The sequence below is a fragment of the Mycobacterium sp. genome (assembly GCF_049278535.1).
Taxonomy (GTDB): domain Bacteria; phylum Actinomycetota; class Actinomycetes; order Mycobacteriales; family Mycobacteriaceae; genus Mycobacterium.
The window spans coordinates 1-15,920 of sequence record NZ_JBAPMI010000317.1 but is presented as its reverse complement, the minus strand read 5'-3'; the positions used below and the strand labels follow the sequence as shown (position 1 = coordinate 15,920).

13 protein-coding genes and 2 pseudogenes are annotated in these 15,920 nt (G+C 67.6%); 6 read left to right on the top strand and 9 right to left on the bottom strand.

Annotated elements, in window-relative coordinates:
* Nucleotides 1-291, top strand: a pseudogene (locus tag WAO18_RS21160) (PadR family transcriptional regulator); the annotation flags it as partial.
* On the top strand, nt 288-2,306 hold the full coding sequence (locus tag WAO18_RS21155) for an FAD-dependent oxidoreductase (protein ID WP_422208190.1): 2,019 nt from the start codon (nt 288-290) through the stop codon (nt 2,304-2,306). The pseudogene WAO18_RS21160 and the gene WAO18_RS21155, both read left to right, overlap by 4 nt.
* A gap of 20 nt (nt 2,307-2,326) precedes the next feature.
* Here the strand turns inward: WAO18_RS21155 and WAO18_RS21150 are convergent, their stop codons facing one another.
* The 5 genes from WAO18_RS21150 to mshB all read right to left on the bottom strand — a co-directional run bounded on the left by WAO18_RS21150 (nt 2,327) and on the right by mshB (nt 7,899).
* Nucleotides 2,327-3,091: a maleylpyruvate isomerase N-terminal domain-containing protein gene (locus WAO18_RS21150; protein WP_422208189.1), complete on the bottom strand. Its 765-nt coding sequence runs from the start codon at nt 3,089-3,091 to the stop codon at nt 2,327-2,329.
* Nucleotides 3,088-3,723 (bottom strand): hypothetical protein, encoded by a 636-nt coding sequence (locus WAO18_RS21145; protein WP_422208188.1) that lies wholly within the window; start codon nt 3,721-3,723, stop codon nt 3,088-3,090. The genes WAO18_RS21150 and WAO18_RS21145 overlap by 4 nt, the downstream gene beginning before the upstream one ends.
* Nucleotides 3,724-3,776: 53 nt before the next feature.
* Nucleotides 3,777-6,368, bottom strand: coding sequence for a bifunctional FO biosynthesis protein CofGH (locus WAO18_RS21140; RefSeq protein WP_422208187.1), 2,592 nt, complete (start codon nt 6,366-6,368; stop codon nt 3,777-3,779).
* 95 nt (nt 6,369-6,463) lie between these two features.
* Nucleotides 6,464-6,832, bottom strand: coding sequence for a hypothetical protein (locus WAO18_RS21135; RefSeq protein ID WP_422208186.1), 369 nt, complete (start codon nt 6,830-6,832; stop codon nt 6,464-6,466).
* Nucleotides 6,833-6,993: 161 nt separating this feature from the next.
* Nucleotides 6,994-7,899 carry an N-acetyl-1-D-myo-inositol-2-amino-2-deoxy-alpha-D-glucopyranoside deacetylase gene (mshB, locus tag WAO18_RS21130; RefSeq protein WP_422208185.1) on the bottom strand — a complete coding sequence of 302 codons (906 nt, stop codon included), beginning with the start codon at nt 7,897-7,899 and terminating at the stop codon, nt 6,994-6,996.
* 128 nt (nt 7,900-8,027) lie between these two features.
* On the opposite strand from mshB, the gene WAO18_RS21125 reads away from it, so the two are divergent.
* Nucleotides 8,028-8,612 carry a TetR/AcrR family transcriptional regulator gene (locus WAO18_RS21125; protein ID WP_422208184.1) on the top strand — a complete coding sequence of 195 codons (585 nt, stop codon included), beginning with the start codon at nt 8,028-8,030 and terminating at the stop codon, nt 8,610-8,612.
* Between the two features lie 146 nt (nt 8,613-8,758).
* Here the strand turns inward: WAO18_RS21125 and WAO18_RS21120 are convergent, their stop codons facing one another.
* Genes WAO18_RS21120 through WAO18_RS21110 form a run of 3 tightly spaced genes read right to left on the bottom strand, consistent with a single transcriptional unit; the run spans nt 8,759 to nt 13,001 of the window.
* Nucleotides 8,759-10,606 carry an ABC transporter family substrate-binding protein gene (locus tag WAO18_RS21120; RefSeq protein WP_422208191.1) on the bottom strand — a complete coding sequence of 616 codons (1,848 nt, stop codon included), beginning with the start codon at nt 10,604-10,606 and terminating at the stop codon, nt 8,759-8,761.
* Nucleotides 10,607-10,651: 45 nt separating this feature from the next.
* Nucleotides 10,652-12,541 carry a translational GTPase TypA gene (gene typA, locus WAO18_RS21115; RefSeq protein ID WP_422208183.1) on the bottom strand — a complete coding sequence of 630 codons (1,890 nt, stop codon included), beginning with the start codon at nt 12,539-12,541 and terminating at the stop codon, nt 10,652-10,654.
* Between the two features lie 55 nt (nt 12,542-12,596).
* The gene (locus WAO18_RS21110; RefSeq protein WP_422208182.1) at nt 12,597-13,001 is read right to left on the bottom strand and encodes a (deoxy)nucleoside triphosphate pyrophosphohydrolase; all 405 of its coding nucleotides are present in this window, start codon (nt 12,999-13,001) and stop codon (nt 12,597-12,599) included.
* Nucleotides 13,002-13,041: 40 nt separating this feature from the next.
* Here WAO18_RS21110 and WAO18_RS21105 point away from each other — a divergent pair, with 40 nt between their 5' ends.
* On the top strand, nt 13,042-13,326 hold the full coding sequence (locus tag WAO18_RS21105) for a 4a-hydroxytetrahydrobiopterin dehydratase (RefSeq protein WP_422208181.1): 285 nt from the start codon (nt 13,042-13,044) through the stop codon (nt 13,324-13,326).
* Here the strand turns inward: WAO18_RS21105 and WAO18_RS21100 are convergent.
* A complete protein-coding gene (locus WAO18_RS21100) occupies nt 13,323-14,549 on the bottom strand; it encodes a mannosyltransferase (protein ID WP_422208180.1) in 1,227 nt (408 codons plus the stop codon). The two genes, WAO18_RS21105 and WAO18_RS21100, sit on opposite strands and share 4 nt — an antisense overlap.
* A gap of 173 nt (nt 14,550-14,722) precedes the next feature.
* Between WAO18_RS21100 and WAO18_RS21095 the strand changes: the two genes are divergently transcribed.
* Together WAO18_RS21095 and WAO18_RS21090 are read left to right on the top strand one after the other, a co-directional pair.
* The gene (locus WAO18_RS21095) at nt 14,723-15,427 is read left to right on the top strand and encodes a hypothetical protein (RefSeq protein WP_422208179.1); all 705 of its coding nucleotides are present in this window, start codon (nt 14,723-14,725) and stop codon (nt 15,425-15,427) included.
* A gap of 73 nt (nt 15,428-15,500) precedes the next feature.
* Nucleotides 15,501-15,920 (top strand): annotated as a pseudogene (locus tag WAO18_RS21090) (hypothetical protein); the annotation flags it as partial.

Here is a 15,920-nt window from a genome sequence, read left to right as displayed (position 1 = left end):
CTCAGCGACAACCGCACCCGCGAAGTGGCGGTCAAGTTGCGCGGCGCCGCCTATGGCGACACCGCTGCGCTGCACACACAGATCGCGGCCCTGCGCGCGGAGCGCGCAGAACTGCTGGACACCTACCGCGGATTCGAGAAGAAACAGTTCCCCGATCCGACAGCGTTGCGCGGCAACGCATTACATCAATATTTGGTGCTGCGCGGTGGAATCCGCGCCGAAGAAGGCACCATCGACTGGCTCGACGAAGTGGCTGGCGCCCTGCAGAAGCAGATACAGGAGCAGCGATGAACTATCCGAACCTGTTGTCCCCGTTGGATCTCGGCTTCACCACATTGCGCAACCGGGTGATCATGGGCTCGATGCACACCGGACTGGAAGACCGAACCCGCCACATCGACCGGCTCGCCGAGTATTTCGCCGAACGCGCACACGGCGGCGTCGGCCTGATCATCACCGGCGGCTACGCCCCCAATCGAACCGGTTGGTTGCTGCCGTTCGCGGCCGACCTGACCTCGACCGGGCAGGCACGCCGGCACCGCCGCGTCACCAGCGCGGTGCACGACGCGGGCGGCAAGATCCTGCTACAGATCCTGCACGCCGGACGGTATGCGTACCATCCGCTTTCGGTCAGCGCATCGTCGATCAAGGCGCAGATCAACCCGTTTCGTCCGCGCCGACTCTCGTCGAGCGGCGTGCAGAGCACGATCGACGACTTCGCCCGCTGCGCGCAACTAGCCCGCGAAGCGGGTTACGACGGCGTCGAAATCATGGGCAGCGAAGGGTATTTGATCAACCAGTTCCTGACCGAGCGCACCAACAAGCGCAACGACGGATGGGGCGGCACCGCGGACAAGCGTCGCCGGTTCCCGGTCGAGATCGTGCGGCGGGCCCGCGCTGCGACCGGAAACGATTTCATCATCTGCTACCGGATGTCGATGGCCGACTACGTCGAGGGCGGTCAGAGCTGGGACGACATCCTGACGCTGGCCACCGAAGTCGAAGCGGCCGGCGCAACCATGATCAACTCCGGCTTCGGCTGGCACGAAGCGCGAGTGCCCACCATCGTCACCTCGGTGCCCAGCAACGCCTTCGTCAACATCAGCCATGCCGTCGCCGGGCACGTCGACATCCCGGTGGTGGCGTCCAATCGGATCAACATGCCGCAGGCGGCCGAGCAGATCCTGACCGACACCCACGTGCAGCTGATCTCGATGGCCCGTCCGTTGCTGGCCGACCCGGAGTGGGTGCTCAAGGCGCAGGCCGCGCGCGACGATGAGATCAACACCTGCATCGCCTGCAATCAGGCCTGCCTGGATCACGCGTTTGTGAAGAAGACGGTGTCGTGCCTGCTCAACCCGCGAGCCGGGCACGAGACACAGCTGGTGCTGTCGCCGACCCGGCGCACCCGCACGATCGCGGTGGTCGGCGCCGGCCCGGCCGGGCTGGCCGCCGCGGTCAACGCCGCTGCCCGTGGTCACCAGGTGACGCTGTTCGAGGCCAACGACTTCATCGGCGGCCAGTTCGACATGGCCCGCCGAATACCGGGCAAAGAGGAATTCAACGAAACCATCCGGTATTTCAGGACGATGCTGCAGACGCACGGTGTGGTGGTGCGGCTGGGCACCCGAGTGTCGGCCGGCGAACTGACCGGCTATGACCATGTGGTGCTGGCGACCGGCGTGGTGCCGCGGATTCCGAATATCCCCGGAATCGATCATCCGATGGTGCTGACCTACGCCGAGGCCATCACCGGTGCCAAGCCAGTCGGCAACAGTGTCGCGGTGATCGGAGCCGGCGGAATCGGTTTCGACGTCAGCGAATTCCTGGTCACCGACAACTCGCCAACGCTGAACCTCAAGGAATGGAAGGCCGAGTGGGGCGCGGGCGACCCCTGGGAAGCACCGGGCGCGTTGATCACGCCGATTCCCGCGCCGCCGGCCCGCGAGGTCTATCTTCTGCAGCGCAAGAACGGCGCCCAGGGAAAGAACCTCGGCAAAACCAGTGGATGGGTACACCGGGCTTCTTTGAAAGCTAAAGGCGTCCAACAGCTTTCGGGCGTCAACTACGAGCGGATCACCGACGATGGGCTGCACATCAGCTTCGGCCCGAAGCGAGAACGAGCGCAACTGCTCGCGGTGGACAACGTCGTGGTCTGCGCCGGTCAGGAACCAGTGCGTGACCTCGAAGACGAGTTGCGCACCGGCGGCATCAACCCACACGTGATCGGCGGCGCCGCGATCGCGGCCGAGCTGGACGCCAAGCGTGCCATCAAGCAGGGCACCGAGCTGGCGGCCCGGCTGTAGCGGCTCAGTAGCCGGACAGCTCAGTAGCCGGACAGCAGGGCCCGCACCCTGCCCAGGGCTTGCGGACCGACCCGGCTGCAGATCCGGGATGGGTCGGCGGGCCGGCGGCCCCATAGCAGTAAAACCCTTGCGGCGGAGTCGGTTTCCAGGGCAGCCGGACCGTCGGGGTCAGCAAGCTCGATCGCGGCGCTCTCGGAGTCGGCGCGCACGGCAACGTCGTCGGCGCCGTCGACCCGCAGCCGGGCGTCGATGCGTTCGCCGGGCCGCAGTTGCTTGGCGCCCTTGACCAGCAGCGGCTTGCCTACCGCGTGCACACTGTGCGTGGTCATCCACGGCTGTGCCAGCCGAGCCTGCGCGGCCGCGTCGTCGCCGGTGATGTCCCACCCGTGCAGCACCAACTCTTCCCGCATGTGCTCGGCGAACCACGGCACCTTCATGGTGCGGCCGGTCCACGCCACGTCGGTGTCGGCAGGCACGTCGTCGGCAGCCTCGGCGACCTCGTTGAGGTGGGCCATGTTTCGGTGCAGCGCCGCCCACAGGTCGGCGTCGGTGAACGCCCGCAGCGGCGTCTCGCGTTCCTCGAAACGCCGCGTCTCCACCGGCTCACCCGCCAGATGACCACCCAGCACCCGGGCCAACTCCTCGGCGTTGCCGGCCTGGTGGATAACGATGTCGCGGACCGTCCAGGCCTCACACCAGGTGCCGGCGTCGGGCCGACGCTGCTGCACTGAGTCGACGAACGGCTGCCACTCGGGGAACCGGTCGTGGTCGATCTTTTGGCTCATTCAGCTGCTCCATTCACCTTCGTACTGATGCCGAGCGCCAGGAAGAACACGATGAACAGCGCGCCGCCCAGAAGCATGTTCATCGGCCCGCCCGGAGAAATGAACGAGCCAGGGCCACCGATGATCGTCACCGTCTCGACGAATTGCTCGACGGCGAAGACCGCCGCGAGGCCACCTAGCCAGCGCGGGAAGCGGCCGGCCTTGGCGGCGAGCACTATTGGCACCGCCACCATCACGTCGGCAACGGTCAGGATCGGGCCAAACATCGAGGCGATGTCCGCCACGGTACGCACGAGGGCGGGATCAAGGGTATCGGCGTGCAGGGCCAGGCCGCTGGTGAACCACAGCTCGACGCTGAACTCCGCAATGATCAGGGCCGAGCCGATCGTGAAGGCGTGTCCGGCCGGCCCCTCCAGCCGGGTGCGGGCGAAGCAGAGGACGATCACCAGCGCCAGAAAGCCCAGTGTCAACAGAAGCGCTTGCAGCCGTATGACACCGGCATGGTCACGAAGGTGGGAAGCGACGGCACTGCCCTGCTGGTCAATGCCCGGCAACGGGGGGACCATCAGCAGGCCGAGTGTGAAGAGCACAGCGAACACGATGGCGGCGACAAGCGGAATACGACGACTCATCGACCCAGTCTGCGCTCCGAGCATGACTCCAACGTCGCGTACGGCGAAGAACGCTAAGCCGCAAGCGGGTTGTAGTCGGTGGTGCGCTGACGGGCCGGCCGCCCGATGCCCTCGGCGATCGCGATCAGCTCGGAGACGGTCTTGGCAGACCCGAATTCCGAGCCGGCCATCCTTGAGATGGTCTCCTCCATCAAAGTGCCACCGAGGTCGTTGGCGCCCCCGTTGAGCATCACCTGAGTACGCTCGATACCGAGCTTGACCCAGCTGGTCTGAATATGAGAGATGCGGCCGTGCAACATGATCCGCGCCAACGCATGCACGGCACGGTTGTCGCGATGGCTTGGGCCCGGCCGTGCCGCCCCGGCGAGGTACAGCGGCGAGTTCTGATGGACGAAAGGCAGCGGAACGAACTCGGTGAAACCGCCGGTGCGGTCCTGGATGCCACGCAATACGTTGAGGTGACCGACCCAGTGCCGCGGGTCGTCGACATGCCCGTACATCATCGTCGACGACGACCTCAGACCCACCTCGTGTGCGGTCGTCACCACCTCGATCCACATCGAGGTGGGCAACTTGCCCTTGGTCAGCACCCAACGGATTTCGTCGTCGAGAATCTCGGCGGCGGTGCCGGGGATGGAGTCCAGGCCCGCCTCGCGCAGGCTGGTCAGCCACTCGCGAATACTCAAGCCGCTCTTGGTCACCCCGTTGGCGATCTCCATCGGCGAGAACGCGTGCACGTGCATCGAGGGCACCCGCGCCTTGACCGCGCGGACCAGGTCGGCGTACCCGGTGACCGGCAACTCGGGGTCGATGCCGCCCTGCATGCAGACTTCGGTGGCGCCGGCGACGTGCGCCTCCCAGGCGCGCTGGGCAACCTCGTCCGCCGACAGCGAGTAGGCGTCGGCGTCGTCCTTGCGCTGCGCGAAGGCGCAGAAGCGGCAACCGGTGTAGCAGATGTTGGTGAAGTTGATGTTGCGGTTCACCACGAACGTGACGTCATCGCCGACCACATCGCGGCGCAGCGAATCTGCCAGCGCGGCAACGGCTTCCAGTGCGGGCCCGTCGGCGGTGGCCAACGCGAGATACTCGGCGTCGGTGCAGCCGGCCGGGTCACGTTCGGCGGAGCGCATCGCCGCGAGCACATCGGTGTCGATGCGCTCCGGTGAGCGAGCCGCCAGGTCGTGCACCTTCGCGCGGATCGACTCCCAGTCGCCGAACGCACTGTCCAGGTCGCTGCGGGTCTCGGTCCGGCGGCCTTCGGTATCGATCGCGGCGTTCAGATCGACCCGGCCCGACGAGGCCACGTCGTCCGGCTCCTGCCACCGCATGCCCAGCGGCTGCACGTCGCGGGCAAGTCCGCTGGCCGGATCGGCCAGCGCCGCAACGTGCCCGCGCACCCGCGGGTCGATCCACGCGGCTCCCGCCTGCACGTATTTCGGCTGCGCAGTCAACCGCTCCACCAAGTCATATCCCGCCTCGGCGGTGACGGCGGCGAGATCGTCGAGTGCGGGCCAGGGCCGCTCGGGGTTGACGTGATCGGGTGTCAGCGGCGAGACGCCGCCCCAGTCATCGACGCCGGCCGCGATCAGCGCCAGACATTCCTGCGACGACACCAGGTTCGGCGGCGCCTGGATGCGCATGGCCGGGCCGAGAACCAACCGGGCGACCGCGACGGTGGCCCGGAATTCGTCGATGCCGGCGTCGGGCGCCGAGGCCATCGCGGTGTGCTGCTTGGCCCGGAAGTTCTGCACAATGACTTCCTGGACGTGACCGAACTCCTTGTGCGACTTGCGAATCGCATGCAACGTCTCGGCCCGCTCGGTGAGCGTCTCGCCGATGCCGACCAGCAAGCCGGTGGTGAACGGGATGGACAGCCGGCCCGCATCGGTCAGCGTGCGCAGCCGGACCTCAGGGTCTTTGTCCGGGCTACCGTAGTGCGCAAGGCCTTTGGTCTCGAAGAGCCGCCGCGACGTCGTCTCCAGCATCATGCCCATCGACGGCGCCACCGGCTTCAACCGCGACAGCTCCGACCAGCTCATCACGCCTGGGTTCAGGTGCGGCAGCAGCCCGGTCTCCTCCAGCACCCGGATCGCCATCGCCCGCAGGTAGGACAACGTGGAGTCGTAGCCTCGTTCGTCCAGCCATTCCCGCGCCTCGGGCCACCGATCTTCGGGCCGATCGCCGAGGGTGAATAACGCTTCCTTGCAACCAAGTTCAGCGCCGCGCCGGGCGATGTCGAGAATATCGTCGGGCTCCATGTACATTCCGGCGCCCTGGGCACGGAGCTTGCCGGGAACGGTGACGAATGTGCAGTAGTTGCATGAGTCCCGGCACAGATGGGTGACCGGGATGAAGACCTTGCGCGAGTAGCTGACCGGCAGGCGTCCGGCCGGGCCGCGCCGTCCGGCCGATTCAAGACCGGCGTCGCGCACCCGGGCGGCGCTGCGACACAGCTCGGCGAGATCGTCGCCGCGCGCAGTCATCGCGACCGCAGCCTCGTCGACGTTCAGCGCCACCCCGTCGCGGGCACGCCGCAGCACCCGCCGCATCGCGGACCCGCCGATAGGAGGGGGCACCGATGGGCTGGGTAGCAGAGTCGGCTGTTCGCCCGGAGTCAACGGCACGTCTGTGTAACTTCCGGCCATCCGAATTTCATCCGCACGTCCCAACTATCCGCGACCCGACGCGTGCCATGAGCGACAACAGTAGCCTCCGGTGCGGCGCTAGGGAGTCCCCGCCCTCAGTGGGCGGGCCGACCCCGGTACAGCATGAAGAACGGCGGCACGACGCCCGCCAAGAGCAGCAGCAACGGGCTGTAGGCCATTGCTCCTCGACCGCCGAGGATGATGTCGCCGCCCGGACCACCCAGGCCCATCAGCAGAACCGTCAGCAACCAGGTCCACAGCGGCAGCGCGGCCACTCGGATCGATGTCGTCCACCGTCCGGCGGCCCAGACCAGCGCAGCGTTGAGCAGGCCACTGATCACTGCGCTCACGGGAAACGGGATCGAGCCTATATAAGTCGGCAAAAGCAGGGCGCCGCCGACTGCGGAAATGACTCCGTCGACCGCGAGCAAGGTCAAGACGGCGCTACGGATAGCGGGAGCCATCGCCGCGGCGTTGTCGATCTGGCCGACGCGCGACAGGGTGACGCTCAGGTGGGAACGCTGTCCAACTGCGAGACGATGGACATGACAGTCCACTGAAAGCTATCCAGCCGGTCCTGCCAGTGCTGCTGGTTGTAGTCCAGATCCGGGTCCATTCCGGCAGCCTACCGCGTGACCGGCCCGGCGAGGTCGACTCCGGCAAGCAGGTCGGTCTCCCAGCCGCGGTCGTCGCGATCTCCGGCGGCGCCGGCGGCCAAGATGTAGTGCTCCTGGCCGACGACCGGCAGGGCCAGGTTGTTGGACAACGCGATCGCCCGGCCGGTGGGGCCGACGGTCAGCTGGGTGGCGTGTGCGCGCAGCGCCGCCGTCTTCGCCGGCAGGGCCGCCGGGTCGTCGATGACGGCGTCGATCTCGTCGTCGCCGTAGCCGAGTTGGCCGAAGTCGCCGTCGGCCGGTGGAATCACCCAGTCGTCGCGCATGTCGCTGGGACCCAGTGCCGCCCAGCCCGCGGTGAACGCGCTGCGGGCAATGACCGTCCAATAAAGCTTGGGGACCGACCACGGCGCACCCGGGTAATCGTCGGTGCCGGCTGCGGCCACCGCCGCGCTGGTGACGACGTGGGTCTGAATGTGGTCGGGATGCCCGTATCCACCGTTGGGGTCGTAGGTCACCACGACGTGCGGACGCAGCTCGCGAATGATGGCGACCAGTGCGCCCACGGCCTCGCGCTTGTCAGCGTCGCTGAACCGTTGCCGGCCACGCGCCTGCGCGCCCACCATCCCGGAATCACGCCACCGGCCGGGGCCGCCCAGGTAGGTCGGCCCACTGACGCCGAGCGCGTGCAGCGCGGCGGTCAGCTCGCCGATCCGGTAGCCGCCCAGCTGATCGGCGTGGTCGACGGCCAGCTGCGCCCACTGGTCGCCGATGACCTCACCCTCCTCGCCGAGCGTGCAGGTGACGACCTGCACCTGCGCCCCGCGCCCGACATAGTGGGCGATGGTGACGCCGTTGGTGATGGTCTCGTCGTCGGGATGGGCATGCACGAACAGCAGCCGCGGAGTTTCCTGCATGGGACGCACCCTACCGTTGCGCTGCGCGGCAACGGATTTCGCGGCCTAAACCGCTGAGCCGCAGCAACAGTCGCTAACTCGGCAACGGCCAGCTCGGCTGAATATACGATCGTGACTACTATCGTCGCATGGCACAGCAGACGGCAACGGTCCGCACCCGCCGCCGGGGCAAGCAGCTCGAGGATGCCCTTTATGACGCGACGCTGGCCGAATTGGCTGCTGTCGGGTACGGCGGGCTGACCATGGAAGGGATCGCCGCGCAGGCCCGGACGGGCAAAGCGGCGTTGTATCGGCGGTGGTCCAGCAAGCACGACCTGGTTCAGGCGGCGCTGCTCTACGCACTGCCGCCGTTGCCCGAGCCCCGCGGGGACCGATCGGCACGGCAGAATCTGCTGGCCATCTTCAGCGCACACTGTGACCTTGTTGCGGGCAAGACCGCGTTCCCGGGGCTGTTCACCATTCAGCAGCTGCTGCATGAGCCGGAGTTGCGCGCGATCTTCGCCGACGCCGTCGTCGGGCCCCGATTGCGGATGACCGAATCGGTTCTGCAGGCCGGCGCGGACAGTGGCGAGATCGACGCGGCCATCTTGACGCCGTACACGGCGCGAGCCGGCACCGCCCTGATCAATCAGCAACTGCTACTCACCGGCGCCCCGCCCAACAAGCGCCAGCTCGCCCAGATCGTCGATACCGTGCTGCCACAGTCGACGTAAATGACTGCAGTGCAACTATTTTCAGAATAGACCCGCACCGAGTTTCAACCTCCAAAAGGGCCAAAGGCGGGCCGCCCACTTGTGTACAAGAAATATCGAATCGTTACCGGCCGGGTGCGCCGAGCACCCGTCATCGCCCGGCGCACTCATTGAGCGGTCTTCACCCACTGCCCCGCATCGCCGACGATGCCCACCGGCACCGCACCGGACAGGCTGACATTCTGCACACTCGGACCCGCCCCGACGATCGTGGTGTCCTGCAGAATCGGCAGCACGGTGGACATGTCCCACAGCCGCGGCTCGACGGCATTGACCACATCGTTGATGTCCTTGGTGCCGCCCAGCGCCGCGTCGATGTCGGCCTGGACGGCGTGGTCGCAGATGCCAGTCAGGTTCGACGGCGCCTGCACCAATGCGCCGGACTCCTGAGCGTGGGACGGCGGCGTCGAACTCGTTGCCGTCGGCGTGGTAGTCGGAGCCGGCTTGGCCGAAGCCGACGGATCCGATGAGGAGGTCGGCGCCGAGGCCGTCGATACCGCGGTGGCCTCCAGCGCCGGGCAGCTGTAACGGGAAGCCAACTGCGTCGCCAAGTTTCCCCCGGCCTCGCGCCAACCAACCAGCGCGTCCACCCGGTCGTTGACCAGCGCATCGCGGTACATCGCCACCGGGTCGAGCGCCAGCACGGTCGCGAGAATGCCGACGTTGCGCAACTGGTCGGCGGCCGTGTTGGCCACCGCCAGCGACGTCGGGTCGTTGGCAGCGACCCCGATCACCAGCGCGAGCTGCTTGCCGTCCTTGCTGACGTGGCCGCGGGTGTTCTCCGGGGTCGAGGTGTCGTTGTCGATCTGGTAGCCCGCCGCTTCCAGCAAGCCCAACGCCGCCGTGCGGGTCAGCGCCGGCGGCGCGGTCGGCACGTAGCCCGGATCGCTGGGCGAGCGGATCTGCGCCTGGTCCAGGCTGACGGTGTTGTCGCTGCCGGCGCCCACCGCCGCGAGCAGGTCGACGTCGAGCAGTCCGAAGATCGCCTTGCGCAGCTGTACATCGGCCAGCTTGGCCTCGTTGGCGCGCAGCGTCAGCTGCATCACTCGCGGCGTCATGATCCGGGCCGTCCGCACGTCCGGGATCGCCGACAGCTGCGCGAAAGCCGCTGAGCCACCGTGCACTTGGGCTACCTGGGTGTCGCCGTTGCGGACCGAGTCGGCCAGCGCGGCGGGCGCCCCGGCCCGGCGGAACAGGATCATGTCGGGTTTGGCCGGCGGTCCCCAGTACCGGTCGTTGCGGGCGAGCAGGATCTCGTCGCGCTGCGGGTCGATGGACTCCACCCGGAACTGGCCGCCGGTGACCGGCAGGGCGCGCGCCAGCCCGGCCGGGAAGCCGCCCGGCACGTCCTTGACGATGTGCGCCGGAAGGATGTCGCTGAACAATTCGCGCCACGCCGGGTAGGGCCGGGCGAAGGTGACGACGGCCTGCTTGCCGCCGTCGATCGACTGCACGCCGGTGATCAGGTCATAACCGGCCGGATCGACCACACCGGGCTGGCCGACCATCTGGCGCCACAGGTACCAGAAGTCGTCGGCGGCGATCGGCGCGTTATCGGTCCACTGGGCCTCCGGACGGATCTTGTAGGTCACCGTGAACGGGCTCTCGTTGGTCACCTCGGCCGAGTCCAGCAGGGTGGGGTCCATCTCCCACCGCGACCCGGTCGGCGTGCCGGGATCGGCGACCGGACGAAAAGCGCTGGGCAGCACCAGCGCACTGATCGCGGCGTTGACCGCGGACAGATCGGACAGCAGATGCGGGTTGAACCCCGCGCCGATCGAGTCGATGCCCATGATGATCTGCGTCTTGCGCTGCGGGGGCGGCGCGGTGCTCCGTTTAGTCTCGGTGCTCTGCGGCGCCGGGGGCGGGCTGACGGCGCAGCCGGCGAACGACATGAGTAAAACCAGCACGCCGCTTGTCGCGAAAACGCGGCGGGCTCGTCTCGGCACGCCCAACAGGGTATCGGGGCCGGTTCGCCCGTCGACGCTCAATGCGGCCCGTTAGCCGCGGGCCTTGGCCCGGGCCTTCGCCCGCGCGCGCAGGGTCGCGGCGAGCTCGACCTTGCGCACCCGGACCACCTCGGGCGTTACCTCCACGCATTCGTCCTCGGCGCAGAATTCCATTGCCTGCTCCAGACCAAGCACCAGCGGCCGGGCGAGCGTCTCCATCACGTCGGCCGTCGATGACCGCATGTTCGTCAGCTTCTTCTCGCGCGTCACGTTGACGTCGAGGTCCTCGGCGCGCGGATTGATCCCGACCACCTGGCCCTCGTAGGTGTCCTCACCGGGTTCGACGAAGAACTGGCCGCGGTCGCCCAGCTGGATCATCGCGAACGGGGTGATCGACCCGCTGCGGTCCGAAACCAGCGAACCGGTGTGCCGCGACTTGATCTCACCGGCCCACGGCCGGTAGCCGTCGAAGACGGCGTTGGCGATACCGGTGCCGCGGGTCAGGGTCAGGAAGTCGGTGCGGAAGCCGATCAGGCCGCGGCTCGGCACGATGAAGTCCATCCGCACCCAACCGGCGGCGTGGTTGGTCATCTCCTCCATGCGGCCCTTGCGGGCGGCCATCAGCTGGGTGATCGCGCCGACGAACTCCTCGGGGCAGTCGATGGTCATCGCCTCGAACGGCTCGTGCAGCTTGCCGTCGATGGTCTGCGTGACCACCTGGGGCTTGCCGACGGTCAGCTCGAAGCCCTCGCGGCGCATCTGCTCGACGAGCACAGCCAACGCCAGCTCACCGCGGCCCTGGACCTCCCAGGCGTCGGGACGGTCGATGTCGACGACCTTGATCGACACGTTGCCGACGAGTTCGGTGTCCAGTCGCGACTTGACCATCCGCGCGGTGAGCTTGTGTCCGGACACCTTGCCCGCCAGCGGCGAGGTGTTGGTGCCGATGGTCACCGAGATAGCGGGCTCGTCGACGGTGATGCGCGGCAGCGCGTGAGCATGCTCGGTATCGGCGAGCGTGTCGCCGATCATGATCTCCGGGATGCCCGCCACCGCGACGATGTCGCCGGCGACGGCCTCGTCGGTGGACGTGCGTTCCACGCCCTCGGTGACCAGGAGTTCGGTGATCTTCGCGTTCGTGATCACCGGATGGCCGTCCACCTCGCGCATCCAGGCCACCTGCTGGCCCTTGCGGATGCGGCCCTTGTAGATCCGGATCAGGGCCAGTCGACCGAGGAACGACGATGCGTCGAGGTTGGTCACCAGGGCCTGCAACGGCGCCTCGGGATCGCCCTGCGGCGGCGGGATGTGCTCGAACAGCACCTCGAACAGCGGGTCCAGGTTGTCACCGTCGGGGTTCTCGCCATTGGCCGGTTCGGTGGTGCTGGCGATGCCGGCACGTCCCGAGGCATAGAGCGTTGGCAGATCGAGCGCCTTTTCGGCGGCCGCCTGGGCCTCCTCGTCGAGGTCCGAGGCGACGTCGAGCAGCAGGTCGTGGCTCTCCTCGACGACCTCGGCGATCCGGGCGTCGGGCCGGTCGGTCTTGTTCACCACCAAGATGACGGGCAGGTGCGCGGCCAGGGCCTTGCGCAGCACGAAGCGGGTCTGCGGCAGCGGCCCCTCCGACGCGTCGACCAGCAGCAGCACGCCGTCGACCATGGACAGACCGCGCTCCACCTCGCCGCCGAAGTCGGCGTGGCCCGGCGTGTCGATGACGTTGATGACGGTCATCGACCCGTCCGCGTGCTGACGGTGCACGGCGGTGTTCTTCGCCAGGATCGTGATGCCCTTCTCCTTCTCCAGGTCACCCGAGTCCATGAGGCGTTCGATAGCGTCGTCGCCGCGGTGCGTCAGCGCCCCGGATTGCCGCAACATGGCATCAACCAGGGTCGTCTTGCCGTGATCCACGTGCGCGACGATGGCTACGTTCCGGAAATCCACGTCGGTGATTGTTTCAGTGCAGGTAGTCGATCGCGAAACTGAGCGACTGTGACGTTTAACGCGGGTCCGTCGTGGGCGCCAGCAGATGACGCAGCGCCGGCAGGAAACCGCGGTCGGCCGGCACCCAGTCGACGTCCTGCAACTGGGCCGCGGACACCCAGCGCAATGCCGTGTGGTCATGCGGCTGCGGCTCACCCCGGATCAGCGTGGCCGCGTATGCCCGCAACGTCATCGTCGCGTTGAGCGCGACATCGTCGCCCAGTCGTGGACCGACCGCGACGTCGACGCCGAGCTCTTCGGCGAGTTCGCGGGCCAGCGCCTCGGCTTCAGTCTCACCCGCGGCGACCTTGCCACCCGGCAATTCCCATCGGCCGGCCAGTTCCGGCGGCCGGCTGCGCTGTGCGATCAGCACCGTCGCCTCGGCGACGATTGCTCCGGCGACCACGATCTGGTTGACCATCGCGGCTGACGGTATACGTTTGGCGGTATACGTTTGAAACATGGCTGTGTTATCGGATGAGCAAGTAGACGCCGCGCTGCCTGATCTCAACGGGTGGGAGCGCGACCAGGGCGCCCTGCGCCGATCGGTGAAGTTTCCGGCGTTTCTCGCCGGCATCGAGGCCGTGCGCCGGGTGGCCGAACACGCCGAAGCTAAAGACCATCACCCCGACATCGATATCCGTTGGCGGACTGTGACTTTCGCTTTGGTGACGCATTCCGAAGGTGGCATCACCGACAAGGACGTGGCGATGGCGCGCGACATCGACGCCATCATTGGGAGTTAGTTAGTTTCGCGCCTTCCGCTGGCCGCGATCCACGCCAGCGTGGCCAACGACGCGACGATGTAGACCAGCCCGCCCCAGGCCTGATACCACGGCCTGCCGTTCTGCCAGATGGTCGGCTGGGCGAAGCTCAGCAGCCAGGGCACGCCGATGATGGTCAGCACCAACCAGGTCCAGCCGAGAATCCGGGCGCCACGACCGTCGGACAGCGGCCCGTGCAGCAGCCAAATCATCAACGGCACCAACCAAACCCAGTGGTGCGTCCAGGAGATCGGCGAGAGCAGCAACCCGAAGAGTTCGACGATCAACAACGGGCCAAGCTGGTCGGTCGCGCGGTTGCCGAGGGCGCGCCAGGCGAGTACGGAAAGTATTGCCGTGACGACGATTCCGATCAGTACCGCCGGGCTGTAGCCGGCGTCATGGCCGAAGACGCGGCAGATCCCACCACGCCAGGACTGGTTGAAGATCGTGCAGATCGGCCCGACCCGGTCGGTCTTGAAGATCAATTCGGTGAAGTAGTAACGAGTTTGATCGCCGACCACCAACGCTGACACTGCGACGGTGGCCAGGAAGACCACCGCCGAAAACGCCGCCGCCGCCCACCGGCGCGCGCCGACGAAATACAGTCCCCCGATCGCGGGCGTCAACTTCACCCCCGCCGCTGTTCCCAACAACAGGCCGGACAGCCACCAACGCGTGCTGAACACCGCCGCCAGCGTGAAAAGCGCCAGCACGACGTTGATCTGCCCATAGTCGAACGTGCTGCGTAGCGGCTCGAGCCATATCGCAATCCCCGTCCAGAGCATCGCCAACCGATGACCCTCGCCGGCCGCGACACCCAGCAATCGCTGGCTGATCCGCACGACCCCGTACAGCGCGGCCATCGTCCCGACCGTCCAGCAAAACGCGACCAGACCGAACGGCAGCAGGTGCAGCGGGTAGAAGATGACCGCGGCGAACGGCGGATAGGTGAAGGGCAGCGGGAAATCCGGCGTCTGGTCGGCGTACACGTAGCGGTACAGGCTGCCCGGGTGATCGATCATCGCCGCGCCGCCGATGTAGACGTGCAAGTCGACGAAGTTAGCCCCGTTGGGAGCCAGATAGGTCCAGGCCAGCCGCGCGGCGACGCTCACGACCAGTAGCACCGGCCCGAGCGTCTGCACAGAAATCGCGCGCCGGCGGTTGTTAGCTGCCGCCGGAGCGGCCGAGGTGGTGTCTATCTGCACGACTCTATCGCCGGGCCCGACGAGTGCGGATGGTCCCGGCGCGAGGCCGCTCGGTCACTGCTGTCGCTCAATTCCGTAACGGTCGCATAAATGCCACACGTGTCACTTGAGTCACTTTGACATCAGGCGAACTATCGGCGCGGAGGACCTGTCATCGAGTTTCAGGGAGAATCATGTCAACTGTTCGGACCTTCGTACGCGCCAGCGCTGTTGTGGCGGGCTCGTCGGCAGCGTTGCTCTTCGGCGGCTTGATGGGCACAGCCCATGCCGACCCGGCACCGGTGCCCACCCCCGACATCAGCCAGCAACTCATCGGCACCGCGGCTCAGGCGCCGCAGATGCTGCAGAACGTCGCCGGCGCGCTTGGCGGTCAGCCGGCTACACCGCCGCCGCTGGCCAGCGCATCGATCAAGATGCCGCAGCAAGCGGCCGCCCCGACCGCCGGTTCGTCGCTACTTCCGGCTCTGGCGTCCCCGACCCAGGCCACGTCGGCCGCTCCCAGCCTCGGCATTCCGGGGTTGAGCACGCCGACTCCGGCCGCCACGTCGACGGCCCCCGGCCTCAGCCTTCCGGGTCTGGCGGCACCGGCTGCGGCTCCAACGGCAACCGGCCCTGCGGCCATGCTGCCCCAGGCCCAGCTCAACCTGCCGCAGATACCGGGGCTGCCGTTCCCGTTGCCGCAGCAGGTGTCGCTGCCCGGTGACCTGACCTCGCTGATCGGCGGCGGATCTCCGCTCACCAGCGGGCTGGCCTCGGCGGCGGGCGTACCAGTCGCTGCCGCACCGGCCGCATCCCTGCCGGTTCTTGCCGCACCGGCGGCGGTGGCGCCGGTCGCAGCGCCGACCGCGTCGCTGTTCCCGGTGTCCGCCCTGCCCTGATGCACGGCCCTGGCCGGCTAGCGCCGCCGCGCGCTAGCCGGCCACCAACAACATCGACGACCGGGAGGACACCATGTTCATCGCAAGAAATCTGATCAGCACCTTCGCTGCAGCGGCCATCGCATCCAGCGCCGCAATGGCACTGTCCCCCAACGCGGCAGCCGACCCGGCGCCGCCCGCGCCGATCCCCGTTCAGCAGATCCCCGGAATGCCGGGACTGCCGGCGCTCACCGAATTGAGCCCGATCATCCAGCAGGCCGCCGGCAACCCCGAGCAGGCGACGCAGCTGTTGATGGCCGCGGCGCAGGCATTCAGCCACAGCCCGTCGGCTCCCGAGGAATCGAAAAACGTTGCCGCGTCGGTGAATCAATTTGTACAGACCCCAGAACTCGCGTCGACGGCGCACGTCGCCCCGCTAGGTGTGGAGCCCGGCGCACAGGCGCATCTGCCCACCGGTATCGACCCCGTGCACGCCGCCGGCCCCGCGCCCGAG

What these genes read in the sequence shown, in the direction of transcription:
- WAO18_RS21155 (WP_422208190.1), top strand. Translation starts at nt 288, where the DNA reads ATGAACTATCCGAACCTGTTGTCCCCGTTGGATCTCGGCTTCACCACA.
- WAO18_RS21150 (WP_422208189.1), bottom strand. Translation starts at nt 3,091, where the DNA reads ATGAGCCAAAAGATCGACCACGACCGGTTCCCCGAGTGGCAGCCGTTC.
- WAO18_RS21145 (WP_422208188.1), bottom strand. Translation starts at nt 3,723, where the DNA reads ATGAGTCGTCGTATTCCGCTTGTCGCCGCCATCGTGTTCGCTGTGCTC.
- WAO18_RS21140 (WP_422208187.1), bottom strand. Translation starts at nt 6,368, where the DNA reads ATGGCCGGAAGTTACACAGACGTGCCGTTGACTCCGGGCGAACAGCCG.
- WAO18_RS21135 (WP_422208186.1), bottom strand. Translation starts at nt 6,832, where the DNA reads ATGGCTCCCGCTATCCGTAGCGCCGTCTTGACCTTGCTCGCGGTCGAC.
- mshB (WP_422208185.1), bottom strand. Translation starts at nt 7,899, where the DNA reads ATGCAGGAAACTCCGCGGCTGCTGTTCGTGCATGCCCATCCCGACGAC.
- WAO18_RS21125 (WP_422208184.1), top strand. Translation starts at nt 8,028, where the DNA reads ATGGCACAGCAGACGGCAACGGTCCGCACCCGCCGCCGGGGCAAGCAG.
- WAO18_RS21110 (WP_422208182.1), bottom strand. Translation starts at nt 13,001, where the DNA reads ATGGTCAACCAGATCGTGGTCGCCGGAGCAATCGTCGCCGAGGCGACG.
- WAO18_RS21105 (WP_422208181.1), top strand. Translation starts at nt 13,042, where the DNA reads ATGGCTGTGTTATCGGATGAGCAAGTAGACGCCGCGCTGCCTGATCTC.
- WAO18_RS21095 (WP_422208179.1), top strand. Translation starts at nt 14,723, where the DNA reads ATGTCAACTGTTCGGACCTTCGTACGCGCCAGCGCTGTTGTGGCGGGC.